The sequence below is a fragment of the Vibrio cortegadensis genome (genome assembly GCF_024347395.1).
In the GTDB taxonomy this organism is placed as follows: domain Bacteria; phylum Pseudomonadota; class Gammaproteobacteria; order Enterobacterales; family Vibrionaceae; genus Vibrio; species Vibrio cortegadensis.
In genome coordinates this window covers 2,041,722-2,058,842 of record NZ_AP025472.1, presented here as the reverse complement: position 1 = coordinate 2,058,842, position 17,121 = coordinate 2,041,722, and the positions used below count along the sequence as shown (strand labels likewise).

Annotated in this window: 17 protein-coding genes; 13 read left to right on the top strand and 4 right to left on the bottom strand. The window is 42.5% G+C overall.

Annotated elements, in window-relative coordinates; translation table 11 throughout:
* The first annotated feature begins 310 nt into the window (after positions 1 to 310).
* The 5 genes from OCV39_RS09665 (at position 311) to OCV39_RS09645 (ending at position 6,124) form a co-directional block, all read left to right on the top strand.
* Complete coding sequence (locus OCV39_RS09665; RefSeq protein ID WP_171756607.1) at positions 311 to 1,894, top strand: L-lactate permease; 1,584 nt, start codon at positions 311 to 313, stop codon at positions 1,892 to 1,894.
* 155 nt (positions 1,895 to 2,049) lie between these two features.
* Entirely contained in the window at positions 2,050 to 2,769 is a 720-nt protein-coding gene (locus OCV39_RS09660; protein WP_017052688.1) for a (Fe-S)-binding protein, read from the top strand.
* A 12-nt stretch (positions 2,770 to 2,781) separates the two neighbouring features.
* On the top strand, positions 2,782 to 4,197 hold the full coding sequence (locus tag OCV39_RS09655) for a LutB/LldF family L-lactate oxidation iron-sulfur protein (protein ID WP_113797573.1): 1,416 nt from the start codon (positions 2,782 to 2,784) through the stop codon (positions 4,195 to 4,197).
* An 11-nt stretch (positions 4,198 to 4,208) separates the two neighbouring features.
* The gene (locus OCV39_RS09650; protein ID WP_261888377.1) at positions 4,209 to 4,970 is read left to right on the top strand and encodes a LutC/YkgG family protein; all 762 of its coding nucleotides are present in this window, start codon (positions 4,209 to 4,211) and stop codon (positions 4,968 to 4,970) included.
* A 251-nt stretch (positions 4,971 to 5,221) separates the two neighbouring features.
* The gene (locus OCV39_RS09645) at positions 5,222 to 6,124 is read left to right on the top strand and encodes a LysR family transcriptional regulator (protein ID WP_261888376.1); all 903 of its coding nucleotides are present in this window, start codon (positions 5,222 to 5,224) and stop codon (positions 6,122 to 6,124) included.
* A 69-nt stretch (positions 6,125 to 6,193) separates the two neighbouring features.
* Here the strand turns inward: OCV39_RS09645 and OCV39_RS09640 are convergent, their stop codons facing one another.
* Positions 6,194 to 7,078, bottom strand: a complete 885-nt coding sequence (locus tag OCV39_RS09640; protein WP_261888375.1) for a LysR family transcriptional regulator — start codon at positions 7,076 to 7,078, stop codon at positions 6,194 to 6,196.
* Between the two features lie 153 nt (positions 7,079 to 7,231).
* Between OCV39_RS09640 and OCV39_RS09635 the strand changes: the two genes are divergently transcribed.
* Positions 7,232 to 7,546, top strand: a complete 315-nt coding sequence (locus tag OCV39_RS09635; protein WP_113797569.1) for a monooxygenase — start codon at positions 7,232 to 7,234, stop codon at positions 7,544 to 7,546.
* Between the two features lie 48 nt (positions 7,547 to 7,594).
* The gene (locus OCV39_RS09630; protein WP_113797567.1) at positions 7,595 to 7,966 is read left to right on the top strand and encodes a hypothetical protein; all 372 of its coding nucleotides are present in this window, start codon (positions 7,595 to 7,597) and stop codon (positions 7,964 to 7,966) included.
* Between the two features lie 168 nt (positions 7,967 to 8,134).
* On the opposite strand, the gene cspE is transcribed toward OCV39_RS09630, so the two are convergent.
* Both cspE and OCV39_RS09620 read right to left on the bottom strand, forming a co-directional pair.
* A complete protein-coding gene (gene cspE / locus OCV39_RS09625) occupies positions 8,135 to 8,344 on the bottom strand; it encodes a transcription antiterminator/RNA stability regulator CspE (protein WP_017052680.1) in 210 nt (69 codons plus the stop codon).
* A 344-nt stretch (positions 8,345 to 8,688) separates the two neighbouring features.
* Positions 8,689 to 9,057 carry a RidA family protein gene (locus OCV39_RS09620; protein ID WP_017052678.1) on the bottom strand — a complete coding sequence of 123 codons (369 nt, stop codon included), beginning with the start codon at positions 9,055 to 9,057 and terminating at the stop codon, positions 8,689 to 8,691.
* 209 nt (positions 9,058 to 9,266) lie between these two features.
* Between OCV39_RS09620 and OCV39_RS09615 the strand changes: the two genes are divergently transcribed.
* A complete protein-coding gene (locus OCV39_RS09615; RefSeq protein ID WP_113797563.1) occupies positions 9,267 to 10,229 on the top strand; it encodes a glycosyl transferase family protein in 963 nt (320 codons plus the stop codon).
* A gap of 73 nt (positions 10,230 to 10,302) precedes the next feature.
* On the opposite strand, the gene OCV39_RS09610 is transcribed toward OCV39_RS09615, so the two are convergent.
* The gene (locus OCV39_RS09610) at positions 10,303 to 10,581 is read right to left on the bottom strand and encodes a hypothetical protein (RefSeq protein ID WP_261888374.1); all 279 of its coding nucleotides are present in this window, start codon (positions 10,579 to 10,581) and stop codon (positions 10,303 to 10,305) included.
* 160 nt (positions 10,582 to 10,741) lie between these two features.
* On the opposite strand from OCV39_RS09610, the gene nrtS reads away from it, so the two are divergent.
* From nrtS to udp, 5 genes are all read left to right on the top strand, one after another.
* Positions 10,742 to 10,942 carry a nitrate/nitrite transporter NrtS gene (gene nrtS / locus OCV39_RS09605; RefSeq protein ID WP_017052675.1) on the top strand — a complete coding sequence of 67 codons (201 nt, stop codon included), beginning with the start codon at positions 10,742 to 10,744 and terminating at the stop codon, positions 10,940 to 10,942.
* Positions 10,943 to 11,113: 171 nt separating this feature from the next.
* Positions 11,114 to 11,530, top strand: a complete 417-nt coding sequence (locus tag OCV39_RS09600; protein WP_017052674.1) for a CBS domain-containing protein — start codon at positions 11,114 to 11,116, stop codon at positions 11,528 to 11,530.
* A gap of 133 nt (positions 11,531 to 11,663) precedes the next feature.
* A complete protein-coding gene (locus OCV39_RS09595) occupies positions 11,664 to 13,133 on the top strand; it encodes an MATE family efflux transporter (RefSeq protein WP_261888373.1) in 1,470 nt (489 codons plus the stop codon).
* A gap of 66 nt (positions 13,134 to 13,199) precedes the next feature.
* Complete coding sequence (locus tag OCV39_RS09590) at positions 13,200 to 15,509, top strand: zinc/cadmium/mercury/lead-transporting ATPase (protein ID WP_261888372.1); 2,310 nt, start codon at positions 13,200 to 13,202, stop codon at positions 15,507 to 15,509.
* A 408-nt stretch (positions 15,510 to 15,917) separates the two neighbouring features.
* A complete protein-coding gene (udp, locus tag OCV39_RS09585) occupies positions 15,918 to 16,676 on the top strand; it encodes a uridine phosphorylase (RefSeq protein ID WP_017052671.1) in 759 nt (252 codons plus the stop codon).
* Positions 16,677 to 17,121: the final 445 nt, after the last annotated feature.

Here is a 17,121-nt window from a genome sequence, read left to right as displayed (position 1 = left end):
TTGCCTATTGGATACTATTGGGCGTTAAAGTGACTTTCTTTGTTTCCAAAATAAGCTTAATTACCTTTTCGATAAAGTTATAAAAATCACTAACTAACTGTTTTTATTTGCATTGTTGTATTTCCCGTATGTTTTGAGTGGTTTAATGTCACAAATGATACTGCTTTGTTAATTGTTATGAGTATTTAGAGGTAGTCAGACGGTTTTAAATGTCTAGAATATATTTCACAAGAGTGATTATTGAAATGAATTCTTGGTAATAAAAATATTACTAACAGCAAAAAAACAATAACTATTAGTGAACAATATCATGTTAAATTTGATTATCTCTACAATACCGATTGTCCTTTTAATTTGGATGATGACCAAGAAAAATGCATTACCATCCCATTTTGCACTGCCTATCACTGCATTACTGGTCGGAATATTTCAACTGTTTTACTTTGGCGCAAACCTGACGGACCTTAGCGCGAACATCATTGCTGGTAGCCTTTCGGCTATCACTCCAATCTCAATTATCGCAGGGGCTATTTTACTAAACAGAACGATTGCACTGTCAGGGGCGGAGACCGTTATTCGCCACTGGCTAGAGAGCATCAGCCGTAACCAAATCGCGCAACTGATGATTATTGGCTGGGCATTTGCCTTCATGATCGAAGGGGCATCCGGTTTTGGAACCCCTGCGGCCATTGCGGCGCCTATCCTTGTCGGTTTAGGTTTTCCTCCACTAAGAGTGGCAATGCTAGCACTTATCATGAACTCGGTTCCGGTTTCGTTTGGTGCGGTAGGAACTCCGACATGGTTTGGTTTCGGTGGCCTGAATTTAGATGAAGCATCACTGCTCACTATTGGTCAATATTCTGCGTTTCTACATACCGTGGCTGCGACCGTTATTCCTGTGATAGCTCTGAGCTTTGTCGTCGATTGGCGTGCGATTGCTAGGAACTTTATCTTTGTCCAATTGAGTATTTTTTCATGCACAGTGCCATATTTGCTGTTCGCTCAGTGGAACTATGAATTCCCAGCATTAGTCGGTGGAGCCATTGGTCTATCTATCTCAATTTTGCTTGCTCGATTCAATATAGGGATGGAAAAGCAGGACGCGAGTGATGAAGCGCCTGCCAAAAAGATTCCATTTGCTCAAGTTATTAAAGCCATGAGCCCGACATTATTGCTGATTGCTATCTTGATTGTGACTCGAATTCAGCAGCTAGGAATCAAAGCCTTGCTGGTGGATGCCACACCAATGCTGCATTTCAACCTAGGTTGGTTTGGCGAGTTCAGTGTAAGCCATGCGTTGATCATTAAGTTTGCCCATATTCTCGGAACCGACACCAGTTGGGCATATAAAACGCTGTATGTCCCTGCTCTAATCCCATTCTTTCTTGTGGTGATGATTTCAGCTGTCATTTTTGGCATGTCGAAATCACAGATGAAGCAAGTGTTTACCGAAACTGGTAGCCGAATCAAAGTGCCATTTATCGCGCTTGTTGGAGCGTTGATTATGGTTAAGTTCATGATGATGGGGGGCGAAAACTCTCCGATTATGACAACAGGTCGTGCGTTCTCTGATCTTATGGGCACAAACTGGCAATTCTTTGCTTCATATCTTGGTGCTTTAGGGGCTTTCTTCTCTGGGTCTGCAACGGTATCTAACCTGACTTTCGGGGGCATTCAACAGAGTATTGCGCAAAACGTGGGCTTATCGGAACACCTGATTTTAGCGTTGCAATCGGTCGGTGGCTCAATGGGTAACATGGTCTGCATTAATAACATTATTGCGGTATCAACCATCTTGGGTATCTCCAATAAAGAAGGTTACATCATCAAGCGGACTGTCGTTCCTATGATTTTATACGGCGTAATCGTGGCTGTGGTGAGCTTAGCAATCTAAACCAATTTGGCTCACCCACCTGTAGTAGGGGCTTTGGAAACAGAGCGCGAGGGTGAGCTTACTTCTATATTTGTTAAAGAAACAATTTGCTAAAGAAACAATTTATTAAAGAAAAAATCTATTAAGAAAATGGATCTTTTAACTGGAGCAATACTATGAAGGTTAACTTTTTTGTTACTTGTCTTTGTGACACGGTAAAAGCAGATGTCGCGAAAAAAACAGTCCTTTTACTTGAAGATCTTGGCTGTGAAATCATTTTTCCAAAGCAACAGAGCTGCTGTGGTCAACCTTCTATCAATAGTGGTTACATTGATCAGAGCAAGCCGGGAATGAAAAACCTAATTACGGCATTTGAAAGTAACGACTATCCAATTGTGACTCCAGCGGGCTCTTGCGCGGCATCGATAAAAAAATACCCTGAGTACTTGGCTGATGAGCCTGAGTGGGCAGAAAGAGCGCAAAAAGTAGCGGACCGTTTTTTTGAATTAACGCAATTCATTGTTAACCATCTTGGTGTGACGAACGTTGGTGCTCGCTTGAAAGGACGTGGTGTCTATCATCCATCGTGCAGCCTTATTCGTAAATTGGGGGTAAGGGAGGAGCCACTTAAGCTCTTGGCAAATGTGGAAGGCTTGGAGATGGTCCCAATTAAAAACCAAGAGACATGCTGTGGATTTGGCGGAACATTTTCGGTCAAGATGTCTGAAATTTCAGGTGAAATGGTAAAAGAGAAAGTCCAGCATATTAGTGCCGTAGAGCCTGAATATCTTATCGGGGCGGACATTAGTTGCTTGATCAATATTGGTGGCCGTATGACTCGTGAAGGGCAGCCAATTAAAGTAATGCACATTGTCGATGTTCTGTTAAGCCGATAGGAGTTAAGAACCATGTCTATGAAAACCAGTGACGTTAAGTTCAAGCAACGAATTGACGTACAGATGAAAGATGACTTCATGCGTAAGTCTGTCGCGAATGCGCAAGAACGTATGTTTACTAATCGCCAAATTGCCGCAGATAAACTGGGTAACTGGGACCAATGGCGTGAGATGGGGATGGACGTCCGTAATCATGTGCTCGAAAATTTAGATTACTATTTGCATCAACTCAGCGAGAAAGTACTCGATAATGGTGGGCATGTTCATTTTGCGAAGACAGCGCAAGAAGCGACGGATTACATTGAACAGATCATCAAAGATAAAAACGCTCAAAAAGTCGTGAAATCAAAATCGATGGTGACTGAAGAGATCGGCTTGAATCAGATGATCGAACGTAATAACTGCGAAGTGATCGAGACGGATTTAGGCGAATATATTTTGCAAGTGGATGATTGCGATCCACCCTCGCACATCGTGGTGCCAGCGCTGCATAAAAACAGAACTCAAATTAAAGATATTTTCAAAGATAAACTGAATTATCAAGGCAGTAATGATCCTGAAGAGATGACGCGCTTTGTTCGCGACCATATTCGTCACGATTTCTTAGAAGCGGATATTGGCATTACGGGTTGTAACTTTGCGGTCGCAGAGTCAGGCACTGTCGCCTTGGTGACCAATGAAGGCAATGCTCGCTTAGCGACAAGTTTGCCGAAAACTCATATTGCCGTGATGGGCATGGAGCGAATTGTTCCAACATTTGAAGAGTTAGATATTGTTATCAGCTTACTGTGCCGCAGTGCGGTTGGTATCCCTCTGACGGGGTATGTGACTGCACTTACAGGGCCAAGAGAAGATGAGCAGTGCGATGGGCCAGAAGAGTTTCATCTGGTGATTGTCGATAACGGTCGCTCGGATATTTTAGGTTCTGAGTTTAAAGATATTCTACGCTGCGTTCGATGTGCGGCATGTGTGAATACGTGCCCTGCTTATCGCCATATTGGTGGTCAATCTTATGGTTCGATCTATTCAGGCCCAATTGGAGCGGTGTTGTCTCCTCTGCTGGGTGGATACGATGATTTCAAAGATCTTCCTTACGCATGTAGCTTGTGTAAAGCCTGTCATGACGTGTGTCCGGTAAAAATTCCGCTTTCCGATCTGCTGATGAAGCACCGTGAAAAAATGGCGGAGCAGGGCATCACACCATTAAGTGAACGAGCGGTAGTTCGTGGATTCAATATACTAAATGCTACCCCGATGTTGTGGAATACCGGGGTGAAAATTGGAGCCTCGGTAGCCGGTAAAATTATCAAAAACGGAAAAATGCCGCTGAACGTTGGTGCTATTGGTAAGTGGGCACAAACCCGTGATCTACCAGAGCCGGATGGACAATCATTCCGAAGCTGGTTTGAAACAAGAAATAAGAAGTAGGAGCGGTGGTTATGTCATGTGATAAAACAGTAGATAGAGAACAACGCCTCCATAATCGAGAGTCGTTTTTAAGCAATATTGCGAGCAAACTTGGTCGGGATAAGCCATTAGAGCAGGTCGAACGTCCAGAGTTAAAACATACTTGTCACAAAGAAGTGATGGCAACGTTAAGTCAAGATGAGCTGAAAACAGAATTACTGCATTACACTCAAACGGCTCTTGGTGCAAAAGCCATCGTAACAACGGCATCGCAACTAGAAGCGACTCTAAAAGAGGTCTGTTTGTCGTACTGCGAAGATGATCAAGGTGAACCAGTCGAAGGCGACACACTTTTTTCTGCATCTGAGCGTTTATTAGCGTTGATTTCACCTCAAGCGCTGGAGACCGATCGGCACCATGTTCATGTTTGGGACCAAAGCGCAGGCTATGATGCCAACATTTTGATTGCTGAACGCGCGAAAGTAGGGGTGGTGTTTGCTGAACAAGCGCTTGCTGAGTCTGGAACGATGGTGTTGTACAGCCATCCAGCGCAAGGCCGTGCGATAAGCTTGTTACCTGAAGCCTCGGTTTTTGTCGTACCGAAAAGTACGCTGGTGGCGCGGCTAACTCAAGCGACCGATGTGTTGCACGAAAAAGCCAAGCGTGGCGAACGCTTACCGTCATGCGTTAATTTTATCTCTGGACCAAGCTCAACGGCAGATATTGAACTGATTAAAGTGGTTGGGGTGCATGGGCCAATTTACGCCACTTATATCGTAATTGATGACATGTAATCGAATGGTCTGGCTCATGATTGCTTATTTGTAAGATGATCGATCCATTCGATGAGTAAGAATTTACCTTTCGGGAGCAGGGTAAGTGGGCACATTCACTAGAAAGAGAGAATGTGCCCTTTTTATTGGCCGAGATGAAGATTTCGTAATTTTTCGTGAAGCCAGAGTAAATCTTATGCGGGTATCGCATCGTCTAAAATGACAGAAATGTATATACTCAGTTCATCATTACAAAAGCTAGAGATACGTCAATGCCACAGATAGATGACCTTGTTTTGTTTACTCAAGTTGTTGAATTTGGTTCATTTAGCAAGGTTGCTGAAGCGAACAACATTACAAAATCAATGGTAAGTAAGCGGGTGAGTAAATTAGAGGCAGATCTAGGTACTCAACTTTTGTACCGTACTACAAGAAAACTTACATTAACTGAGGCGGGAGAGGTTCTCTATTATCGAGCGAAAGACATTAACTCCGCAGCGAAAGCGGCTTTTGATGCGATAACTGGGTATAACGAAAACTTATCTGGCCACATTCGCATGTCTGTTCCTACGATATCGGGTGAGTTATTGTTGGCGAAAGCGATCTCAGACTTTTGTCAGGAGCATCCAGGGCTAACCGTTGATATGTCGATGGATAATAATTTTGTCGATTTGGTGGCAGATAACTATGATCTCGTCATTCGAACGGGATACTTGGAAGATTCAAGCTTGATTGCCCGCTACATTTTTAATTCACACTGGATAATCTGCGCGTCTCCTGAATATATACAAGAGCATGGCACCCCTGAAACACCCAAAGATCTACGTCATCATAACTGTATTGGTTACACCCATGAAAGCAGCGGGACTTTTGATTGGCAATTCAAAAATAATAGCGATGTATACACATTAAAAGTGACGGGTAATTTCTCGTCTGACAACTCTGCGGCACTAAGGCAGTGTGCTCTTGCCAATAATGGGGTGGCGTACCTTCCAACCTGTTTGGTGTATGACGATATTCAGCAAGGAAAGTTGGTTGAAATATTAAAACCATACAGCAATAAAGTGGTTGGTATTTATGCGGTATACCCTTATACAAAAAAACCAGCTAAACGTATTCAGGCGCTCATTGAACACATTCGTCAGCGCTATATCGATATACAAGAGTGCTTTTAATTGATAAGTAACGACAAATACAGTGAATCATCAATCATCAATCATCAATCATCAACTATAGCCAAGTGATTAACCCCTAAAAGCCACACTATCGATTAACGCTTTAAATAAAGATTGAGCCGCAGGGCCTGTCTTTGCACCTTTCGGGAGAGTGAGATGTAAAGGGACTTGGTAGCGTTGTGCATTTTCTACATTGAGAATGACAACACTGTCATCGTTTTTGGATTTAATCACATGCTCAGGTAGGCGACAAAACCCTACGCCTTGTTGTACGGCTTGCCAAGCGTGATCGAAATTGTCTACGGTAATTCTCTGGCGTGCTTTTAACCATCCAACATCTTGCGCAGTATCTTCCCCTAAATCCCTTACAACAATTTGGCACGTGGTTGTGAAATCATTTAAGTTAAGCAGCTCCTTTTGGGCTAACGGGTGATGTTTTTCTATTACCGGCAGCATGGTCGCGATTCCAAAAGCTTCAGATGAATAGTTGGTGATAGGCAGAGTAATGATCGCAATATCGGCTTGTTGAGTCACCACCATCTCTGTTGTTTTGGATAGCGATGTTTCGACGACTTGAATAGAAGTACTGCTATTTTGTTCAAGGTAGCGCGAGAGCGGTTCATAAAGCCATTGCCGATCGCATAGGTGATCAATCGCAATGGTGATCTCCGATTCAATGCCCTGAGCCAATTGAGTGCTGATCTCTTCTAGCTCTCGTGCTTGCTCAAGCATTGAACCAGCCCGACGTAATAAAGACTTTCCACTATCCGTGAGCACGGCTTTTCGTCCTACGATTTGAACAAGGGATACCCCAAGCTGATCCTCAAGTTTACGTAATGCATAAATCAGGGTGGTGTGGCTTTTATTGAGTTGCGCCGCCGCTGCTTGAATACTTCCAGCACGGTCAATCTCATATAAGGTTAGCCACTGATCTAAGGTGGTTTTTAATCTCATCGGTCTAATTTATCCACAGTAATGTGCAGTTTTATGAACTTTAATGTTTAATTTATACAGGTATTATTGTTGCACACCGAGTCAATCAACGGATGAAAAATATTCTGATTGGGCGGTTTTGTTCAGTATTGATATTAAATTTGGAGACACATGATGAATAAATTACTACAAGTTGATTTTGATTACTCAGGCCCATTTGGTGAAGAGATGGCGACAATGCTAGTCGGGCTTGCTGAATCCATCAACCATGAACCAGGAATGATTTGGAAAATCTGGACTGAAAGTGAAGTGCTACAATTAGGCGGCGGTATCTACCTGTTTGAAGATGAAGCAAGCGCAAAAAATTATTTGGAAATGCACAGTGCTCGTTTAGGCGAAATGGGTATCACAAATATCGTTGGTAAAATTTTCGACGTAAACGAAACGCTTTCCTTGATCAATAAAGGCCCAATTAGCGCGCGTTCATAAATGTGCTGGTTGAGGTAAAAAGGTTGATGTGAGGAAGAGGAGTAACAGATGAATAATAAAATGTTTTTAACAGTGCACGGTGCTATCTATACTGTATTTGCAATCGCACTGTTCGTGGTCCCTAGCATAATGTGGCCAATGTATGGCTTGGAAATTAATGATCAATACGCCTATTTTCTTTCCCAACATACGTCGATATTTCTGGGTGGGATTGGTGCAATAAGTCTATTACTACGAGATATTGAAGTCGGAAAATTGGCGAGGAATCTGTTTCTTGCTCTGACTATTCTCAACCTGTTAGGCGTTGCGATTACTTTGTACGCTGGCATTATCGGCATTTTCACCGGTTTTGGTTGGAGTGATCCAGCATTTTTTAGTCTGTTATCGCTATTTAGCTATCTCCAATTTAAAAAGCAGTAATGAAGAGTAGGCACCTAGAATGCAAAAGAGGGTGAGAGTAGATGATACTCTCACCCTCTTTTTGTATGTGTCATATACAAAGAGAACTGTTTTTGCTTTTAAATATGACAGATACAAAAAAGGCCGCTCAATGAGCGACCTTTTGAAATTCTTTACTTAAAGTAAGAATTACTCAGCAACAACGTTTGCTGCTTGAAGACCTTTAGGGCCTTGCTCTACTTCAAAAGACACTTTTTGGCCTTCAGCAAGAGTTTTGAAACCTTCAGAAGCGATTGCACGGAAGTGTACGAATACGTCAGCGCCGCCGTTGTCTTGAGTTAGGAAACCGAAACCTTTAGTTTCGTTGAACCATTTTACGCTACCAGTTGTTTTAGACATATTATGTCCCTTATATAAATTCGTTGAGGAAAAAAATCGCCAATGCGATTTGCTGAGATTCGAATTATCGATGTTACGATGAAGCCAAGGGAAACTCTTAAAACACAAACGGTTACGCAAATGAATCTAGGTCTTTCTTTACTTACTTGTTTCATTAATAACTCTGAACTACAGAGTGAGCGCTATCATATAGAGTTTTCGAACCGTGTAAAGCTTTTTGGTAAGTTTTTTCAAAAGATACGCAGTAAAAAAGCGAATAAATCAGTGACTCTTTGTATTTGCTCAGTTTATAAAATTAAGGGTTGAACAAATTCGTCTAAAAATATTCAACCCATTTCAATCGACTAGCGGACTTGTGCTGCAATCACTGAAATTTCGACCAGCAGTTCTTCTCTTGCCATACTCGCTTCTACACAAGCACGAGCAGGAGCATGACCTTCTGGTACCCAAGCATCCCATACTGCGTTCATTTCAGCAAAGTCAGCCATTGTTTTCACATAGATAGTGGCAGAAAGCATACTTTCACGGTTTGAACCGTAGTTCGTTAGCAATTCATCCACTTTGTCCAACATGGTTTGAGTTTGCTCTGTAATGTCTTTTGTTGAGTCTTTCGCTACTTGCCCACAAAGGTAGATCACTCCGTTATGCACAACGGCACGGCTCATACGCTGTTTGGTTTCGTTTCTTTCAATTTTTGTATTTAGTTCTGACATCATTTATTCCTATGCATAGCGTTTGAATTGAACGTAGATGAATGGCACAAACTTTCAATTCCACTCAATCGGCGCAATCATCCCTGTTTACTATGGGAGATTCAAGTGGCTTAAAATCAAATTGATTCCTTTGTGATAATAAGTTGTTTGAGTGAGCTTTTCGCCATAGCATGTTGTGATAACTGGGTACTTAGATCGTAGAGGAAAGGATGAGCATAATTTTAGAGTGCATACGAGCGGTTGGTCGAGGTGAGCGAGGGAGAAAACCTCTCTCATTTGAGCAAGCGTATCAAGTCATGGATGAATACCTTGATGGCCAAGTGGGCGATGACCAAATGGCGATGCTCCTTATGCTGATTAGAGTGCAGAATGAGACCAATGCTGAAATTGCTGGTTTTGTTAAAGCGTTTCAATCAAGAGTGCCAAACATGGGTGTCGATATTGATTGGCCATGTTATGCCGGTAAGCGTAATGATAAAAGCAGTGCGAAACCTTGGCATCTGTTGGCTGCTAATATCCTTGCTCATAATGGCTTCAGGGTCTTAATGCATGGTTATATGGATAAACCGAGTGGGCGTGAACACGCTGAGAGCTATCTACATTTGTTTAATATTGTCCCTGCTGAATCGGTAGAACAAGCACAAGAGCATCTGAGCCAATCCAATATTGCTTATTTACCTTTAGACAGTTTTGCTCCACAAGCGAAAACAATGTTAGGTTGGAAAAACCGCTATGGCCTACGTACGCCAATTAACACAGTCGTAAGAGCACTGAACCCAGGCGGGGGGCGTTTGGGGCTTCGTGGTAGCTTTCATCCCGGTTTTCAACAGCTTCATGCAGAAGTTGAGCATGTGATTGGGATTAAGTCACACTCAGTTATCTCTTTTAAAGGTCAGTCCGGTGAATCTGAATATAACCCTAAAGTGAGTCAAACGGTGTGGATGAGCACGCCTGAAGGTGTTGAATCGTACTACTGGCCAGAAATGATGTCAGAGGATATCCCACTGCCGTCTTCATGCATTTTAGGGACGCCTGACAGCGAGTTGGTATTAATGGCGAATGCCGTGGTTGATACGATGAGTGCGGTTTTGTTTGCAGATCTGCACGATAGAGAATTGGCCTATAAACAGGCTCTTGAATATTGGCAGTCATATTGCCAATCAAACGGATAAGACTTTGAGCTGATTATCCACATTGCACTTATTTTTAAGTTAGTAAGTAAATAAGCAAGTGCAATGTGCCTACCTACTTTACTCGCATAAGTTGGTGGTGTTGATCGCCAAATTGGAAGGAATTCACCTGCGATATTGTCATTTTTTCTACTTGTTCTAACATTTCGACAGAATAATTACGCTGTTTCATCCACTGTAGAGATTCACTAAAACTATCTTCATTAATAATGAATGACTGATCTTTAAATGTACTTTCAGTAATACGGATAACCCAGATCCTAGATTGAAAGTCTAAAGCGTCCATAATGTGGTGAGATATCCCTTGGTAGAGCTTAGTGAAATAGTGTTTCATGGTATTAGTCAACTTTCTTAGTTTCGTCGTGGAAGGCGTCACATTGTTCATTCAAACGTTTGTCACCATACTTACTCTTATTGGCAAATACAATTAATGCACCAATGCCATTGAGCATGAGTGACACCAGTTAGCCGTTTACAAACAAATGGAGAAGACTATGCCGAAAGTGCTATATAAGCGGGCGTTTATCATTGCTTTGGTGGTAGGCAGCATTTTGAATGTAATCAATCAGTATGATGCAATTTGGGGACTAGGGGTTTTTAGTTGGACCAAAGCGCTGTTAACTTACTGTGTGCCCTTTATTGTTTCACTCGTGAGCGCAGTGTTCACCATGCGAGATGTAGAAAAAACACGATGAGAAAAAAATAAATTTCTCTATTAACCCTCCTCAAGCCCTTTTATTTCAACGTTCTTGCTAGTGATAGGTTTTGCCTATTAATAAAATTGTTGTAATCCATTTAGTAAAATCAAGAAATTAGACAACAATTACTCTATAGGCAGCATAATGTGGCTGTATAAGGAGATAGATATGGAATCATTGAGAGTTCGAGATTATATGACTCAGCGCGCGGTAACATTCACCGTTGATATGCCTTTAAGTGCCGCTTTAGACAAAGTCATGAAAACGGACCATTTAGGCGGCCCTGTTATTAATGATGCCGAAGAGGTAATCGGTTTCTTATCCGAGCAAGATTTACTCGATAAATTGGTGAAGGTGAGCTATTTCTGTCAAGACACGCATATTGTTGGTGACTGTATGCATGCAGAGGTTTTGTCTGTGAGCCCTGATATGACTATTATCGATTTAGCGGGGATGATGAAAGTAGGAAAGCCGAAAGTGTACCCAGTGATTGATAATAAAAAACTGGTTGGCATTATTACTCGTCGTGATGTTCTAAGAGCGATAGGTAAAAATCTCGAAGAGTGTTTCAAGCACCCAGTGTGATGGATTTATTCTGTAGAGAAATAGAGAAATAGAGAAATAGAGAAATAGAGAAATAAGCAAGGGGCGCCAAGAGCGCCTTTTGTTGTTCAAGCGATATAATGATAGTGATAAAAACGATGAAGACGGAGAGTCAATGACCACACAGAACGCTAAGTTTGTTGAAGGCTCAACAATGAAACACATTCTAGTAATGACAGGGTCAGGCTCTATCGGCTTGATGGCGCTGTTCGTGGTTGATCTATTAGATATGCTGTTCATTAGTATGTTGGGACAAGTGGAGTTAGCGGCTGCGGTTGGTTTTGCTGGAACATTGACCTTTTTTACCACCTCCGTTTCAATCGGGACTTCAATTGCGATGGGGGCGTTGGTTTCAAAGTCCATCGGAGCAAAACAGGCACAGACCGCTAGGCAATTAAGCGTCAGTATATTGATTACTGCATTTTTTATTAGTGTCTTAGTGACAAGTGTGATGTTCACTTATATACCTGAGCTGTTGTCTGCAATAGGCGCAAAAGGTCTTGCGGCTGAAAGAGCAGAAGCGTATTTGCGTATTTTATTACCAAGCAGTCCTTTTATTGCATTAGCGATGGCGGCAGGAGCAGGGCTAAGAGCGGCAGGCGATGCCAAGCGGTCAATGTGGGCGACGCTGTCTGGCGGTATTGTTAATGCGATCCTTGACCCCATTTTTATTTTTGGTTTTGGTTGGAACGTTGAAGGTGCAGCATTGGCATCTGTATTTGCAAGAGCAACGGTTCTCTTCTTTTCCCTATACCCTCTTATTCGTGTTCATAACTTAGTCGCGGTCCCCAATTTTTCAGCATGGCAACTGCATATCAGGAATATTCTGGCCATCGCATTGCCCGCCATTCTGACTAATACCGCGACACCTATTGGTAATGCCATAGTGACCTCAGCCATCGCACAATTTGGAGAAGACTTTGTGGCTGGCTACGCGGTTGTCGGGCGTCTGACTCCTGTCTGCTTTGCGGTGATATTTGCACTGTCTGGTGCTGTTGGACCGATCATTGGTCAAAACTTTGGTGCCGATAAAATCACGCGAGTGAAGGAAACATTGAGTAACTCTTTGGTGGTGACCACTGTTTATACGATGGTGGTTTGTAGCGTTCTTTATTTGGTGCAAGATTTCATTGTGGCAGCGTTTAGTTTGCAAGGGGATGCCGCTGTCATGTTAAAGGCCTTTTGTACATACGTTGCGATCACTTTTGTGTTTAATGGGGCACTGTTTGTTGCGAATACGTCATTTAATAACTTGGGCAAACCCATCTATTCAACGGTTTTAAATTTGGGGAAAGCGACATTAGGCACGCTACCATTCGTTACTCTTGGAGCGTATTGGCACGGAGCCCTTGGTGTACTATATGGTCAAGCGATAGGGAATGTTCTATTTGGTTTAATTGCGATATGGGCCTTGCGTCATCACATTGCTGAAATAATGAAAAACAGTGACGTTCCTGATGAAGACGACGATGATCCCGCCATCATTTGTATCAATACACAGCCATTTTGTTCACATGATGCCATTTTGATTGATGAAGTTGCGATTGATGAAGACGAAATCGAAAAAACGAATGTAGCACGATAGTTTTTCTTGACCTTGGAGCTAACTCCAAGGTGTATGATTTATTCATACTTTAATAAGGATAACTATATGTGTACTAAACATGATGCGTGCTGTTCAAGCAAAACAGGTGTTAATCCCCCTAGCAAGGGAAGTTGTTCAAGCCCAACCATTACGACGATTTCTGCTGAAGGCACGGCACAAACGGCAGGTTGCTGTGAAACAGAAAGTGGTGGTTCAAGTTGCTGTGGTACAGACCCCGCGGAAGAGGACAGTCAGCCCTTAACATCAAATAGTCACTACTCTCAAAGCTGGAAAGTTTCAGGGATGGATTGCCCATCTTGTGCTCGAAAGATTGAAACGGCGATTCAGAACGTTGAAGGTGTCGTTAACGCTAAAGTCTTATTTGCTACAGAAAAACTGGTCGTCAACTTTGATGATCCATCGCTTGCCGAACATATCGAAAAAGTGGCGAAAAAAACGGGCTTTCCTCTGCGGTCAACAACCGCTCCCAGTTCCGAACCTCAAACTTCTGGTTGGCAGTCTGTATTAAAGGCCAATGCTCAAATTATTGCGATAGCCTCAGCGATGGCAATAGGTGCTTTGATCAAACCTATTGCTCCAGAATTTAGCCAGTGGGTCTTTATCCTTACCTGCTTACTCGGCTTGTTCCCCGTAACAAAGAAAGCGATCACTTTAGCCAAGTCAGGCACGCCATTTGCGATTGAAACCTTAATGAGTGTTGCAGCGCTTGGTGCACTCTATCTTGGTGAAACCGTTGAAGCGGCAATGGTACTGCTACTATTCCTTATCGGAGAACGACTTGAAGCCTTTGCCGCTTCGAGGGCGCGTAGTGGTGTACAAGCATTAATGGCATTAGTGCCAGAGTCGGCAGTGAAAATTGTTAACGGTGAGCGAGTTGAAGTCTCAGCTAGTGAACTAACACCAGGTGATGTCATCGAAGTTTCTCCAGGCTCGCGTTTACCCGCAGATGGTCAGTTACAAGACAGTAACGCCAGCTTTGATGAGAGTGCATTAACAGGTGAGTCGATCCCTGTTGAGCGTTTTAAAGGCGAAGGTGTGATGGCAGGTGCCGTAGTAGTCGATAAAGTGGTGCGCTTTTCTATCACTTCCAAGCAGGGCGAAAACGCGATAGATCGAATTCTGCACCTAATAGAAGAGGCGGAATCTCGTAAAGCACCTCTTGCGCGATTTTTAGATAAGTTCAGTCGTTGGTATACGCCACTCATGATGTTGGTCTCACTGCTGGTTATCATTACGCCGCCACTATTGTTTGCTCAACCTTGGGAAACTTGGGTTTATCGCGGTTTAGCATTGTTATTGATTGCATGTCCTTGTGCACTAGTGATTTCAACACCGGCGGCGATTACTTCAGGGCTAGCGGCAGGGGCGAGACGAGGTGCTTTAATTAAAGGTGGCGCGGCGCTGGAACAGCTAGGAAAAATTGAAACGATTGCTTTCGATAAAACCGGTACTTTAACGAAAGGCAAACCAGAAGTAACCGATGTGATCACTCTGAATGGCTGGCAAGAGGAGGCTTTTTTACGGGTGGTTTCGGCAATTGAAGTCGGTTCAAGTCACCCGCTTGCAATCTCTTTAGTTAGAAAAGCGGAGATCTTGGGGATTGATATTCCTGAAGCCATCAATAAGCAGGCTTTGGTTGGAAGTGGCGTTCGAGGAGAACTCGATGGGGCGGAATATTATATTTTAGCGCCAACGAAAGTGAACGTTGAGCTAGAGAGTGATGTTCTAGATAGGATCCACCAGCTTGAAGAGCAGGGTAAAACCGTTGTTGTCGCCAGTTCAGATACCGCGGCGATTGGTATTATTGCGTGGCAAGATACTCTTCGTGAAGATGCTCATCAAGCTATTGAAGCACTGAAAAAATTGGGTATTAACTCCGTTATGTTGACAGGAGATAATCCGCGTAGTGCTGCAGCCATTAGTCAGAAAATCGGGATTGATTTTAAAGCAAGCCTACTGCCTAAGGATAAAGTGACCTATGTGGATAAGCTATCGGCAGACTCTGTCGTTGGTATGGTCGGTGATGGGATTAATGATGCTCCAGCAATGAAAGCCGCGAGCGTCGGTATTGCGATGGGCGGGGGGACTGATGTCGCCCTGGAAACGGCAGACTCAGCCTTGACTCATAATCGACTGATTGAGCTTGCAGGTATGATTGAGTTATCACGTGCGACACTCAATAATATTCGTCAAAATGTCATTTTGGCGCTGGGCTTAAAGAGCGTATTTCTGGTCACAAGCCTGTTAGGTATAACAGGGTTATGGGTTGCAGTATTGGCAGACAGTGGCGCAACGGCTTTGGTGACACTTAATGCTTTACGTCTTCTTAAATTTAAATCGAAAATAGATGAATAAAATAAAACTACGGTTTTGAACTTACTGAAAGTATAACTCAATCATAGTTATTCAAAGGTGTTGAACTTCTTGGGTTCAACACCTTTTTTATGTTCGACGATAAATGCCTAGGAAAATAAATAGATAAGCAGATAAAAGAGGCTTTTTGTCATATTCAGTGCCTATACTTTGTTCGGTTTAATGTTTTTCTATCTCAAATTTATGCAACCTAGTTTTCTTTGTATGATAAAAGTGTGATGCCAACCGATTTTATGTGAAAGCGCATGTTACATCTTGCTATTGGTTGTGATGTATATCACTCTTTATTCTTCTAAGGTTGGTTAGAGTTGTTGTGTACCCCAACCAATTTAATACGTGCTTAGCCAGCGAAGCGAAGAACTCGTTAACTAAGCCATAAAGGAGTGACTTATGTCTCAAGCTGTTTTCCACCTAGGTATTACTGAAGCTGATCTAAATGGCGCTACTCTTGCTATCATCCCTGGCGATCCGGCTCGTGTACAAAAGATTGCTGAAGAAATGGAGAACCCAGTTTTCCTAGCTAGCCACCGTGAATATACTCTTTACCGTGCAGAGCTTGATGGCAAGTCTGTTGTTGTATGTTCAACTGGTATCGGTGGTCCTTCAACTTCTATTGCTGTAGAAGAACTAGCACAGCTTGGTGTTCGTACTTTCTTACGTGTTGGTACTACTGGTGCGATTCAATCTCACGTAAACGTAGGTGACATGATCGTTACTACTGGTTCTGTTCGTTTAGACGGTGCAAGCTTGCATTTCGCTCCTATGGAATTCCCAGCTGTGGCTGATTTCGAAATCGCAACTGCAATGAAAGCTGCCGTTGAAGAGTCTGGCGCAGCCGTTCACATGGGTGTAACTGCTTCAAGTGATACTTTCTACCCAGGTCAAGAGCGTTACGATACGTTCTCTGGTCGTGTAGTTAAGCGTTTCCAAGGTTCAATGCAAGAATGGCAAGATATGGGCGTTCTTAACTTTGAAATGGAATCAGCAACATTACTTACAATGTGTGCAAGCTCAGGTCTTAAAGCGGGTTGTGTGGCGGGTGTTATCATTAACCGTACACAAAAAGAAATCCCAGATCACGCAACGTTGAAAGAGACAGAAGCGCGCTCTATTAAAGTCGTTGTAGCAGCGGCTCGTAAAATGCTTTAATTTTCTGTCCTCCGATAGATAAATAAACACGAAAAGAGCAAAGGGAAACCTTTGCTCTTTTTGTATTTTTGGACCAAATGTAAATAACTTTTAAAACAATAACTTACATTGATTATTTTATAAATTTGAACTGCCTCGAAAGTTTATTATAACTACAGATTATAAGTTAATAGCAATTGGAATATGAATCGCTTGAAGTGATGTGAGTAATTATGCTGATAAGGTGGGTTTATTTTTCTTGTGAGGTTTTCTGATTACTTGTTATTACTGGATTGGTTAATGTTATGGGTTCTTTTTTCTGACTAAAATGTGAGTAGTAATGTGTTTTTTATGTGCTGCTAGAAAATTAAAGGTATGCGAGTCATTTAACTGTTTTTATTGAGTTTTCTGATTAATCATTCTGAAAGAGTCATTTGTGACTGAAATTAATTCCTGTTAGCTTTTC

What these genes read in the sequence shown, in the direction of transcription:
- OCV39_RS09665 (WP_171756607.1), top strand. Translation starts at nt 311, where the DNA reads ATGTTAAATTTGATTATCTCTACAATACCGATTGTCCTTTTAATTTGG.
- OCV39_RS09660 (WP_017052688.1), top strand. Translation starts at nt 2,050, where the DNA reads ATGAAGGTTAACTTTTTTGTTACTTGTCTTTGTGACACGGTAAAAGCA.
- OCV39_RS09655 (WP_113797573.1), top strand. Translation starts at nt 2,782, where the DNA reads ATGTCTATGAAAACCAGTGACGTTAAGTTCAAGCAACGAATTGACGTA.
- OCV39_RS09650 (WP_261888377.1), top strand. Translation starts at nt 4,209, where the DNA reads ATGTCATGTGATAAAACAGTAGATAGAGAACAACGCCTCCATAATCGA.
- OCV39_RS09645 (WP_261888376.1), top strand. Translation starts at nt 5,222, where the DNA reads ATGCCACAGATAGATGACCTTGTTTTGTTTACTCAAGTTGTTGAATTT.
- OCV39_RS09640 (WP_261888375.1), bottom strand. Translation starts at nt 7,078, where the DNA reads ATGAGATTAAAAACCACCTTAGATCAGTGGCTAACCTTATATGAGATT.
- OCV39_RS09635 (WP_113797569.1), top strand. Translation starts at nt 7,232, where the DNA reads ATGAATAAATTACTACAAGTTGATTTTGATTACTCAGGCCCATTTGGT.
- OCV39_RS09630 (WP_113797567.1), top strand. Translation starts at nt 7,595, where the DNA reads ATGAATAATAAAATGTTTTTAACAGTGCACGGTGCTATCTATACTGTA.
- cspE (WP_017052680.1), bottom strand. Translation starts at nt 8,344, where the DNA reads ATGTCTAAAACAACTGGTAGCGTAAAATGGTTCAACGAAACTAAAGGT.
- OCV39_RS09620 (WP_017052678.1), bottom strand. Translation starts at nt 9,057, where the DNA reads ATGTCAGAACTAAATACAAAAATTGAAAGAAACGAAACCAAACAGCGT.
- OCV39_RS09615 (WP_113797563.1), top strand. Translation starts at nt 9,267, where the DNA reads ATGAGCATAATTTTAGAGTGCATACGAGCGGTTGGTCGAGGTGAGCGA.
- OCV39_RS09610 (WP_261888374.1), bottom strand. Translation starts at nt 10,581, where the DNA reads ATGAAACACTATTTCACTAAGCTCTACCAAGGGATATCTCACCACATT.
- nrtS (WP_017052675.1), top strand. Translation starts at nt 10,742, where the DNA reads ATGCCGAAAGTGCTATATAAGCGGGCGTTTATCATTGCTTTGGTGGTA.
- OCV39_RS09600 (WP_017052674.1), top strand. Translation starts at nt 11,114, where the DNA reads ATGGAATCATTGAGAGTTCGAGATTATATGACTCAGCGCGCGGTAACA.
- OCV39_RS09595 (WP_261888373.1), top strand. Translation starts at nt 11,664, where the DNA reads ATGACCACACAGAACGCTAAGTTTGTTGAAGGCTCAACAATGAAACAC.
- OCV39_RS09590 (WP_261888372.1), top strand. Translation starts at nt 13,200, where the DNA reads ATGTGTACTAAACATGATGCGTGCTGTTCAAGCAAAACAGGTGTTAAT.
- udp (WP_017052671.1), top strand. Translation starts at nt 15,918, where the DNA reads ATGTCTCAAGCTGTTTTCCACCTAGGTATTACTGAAGCTGATCTAAAT.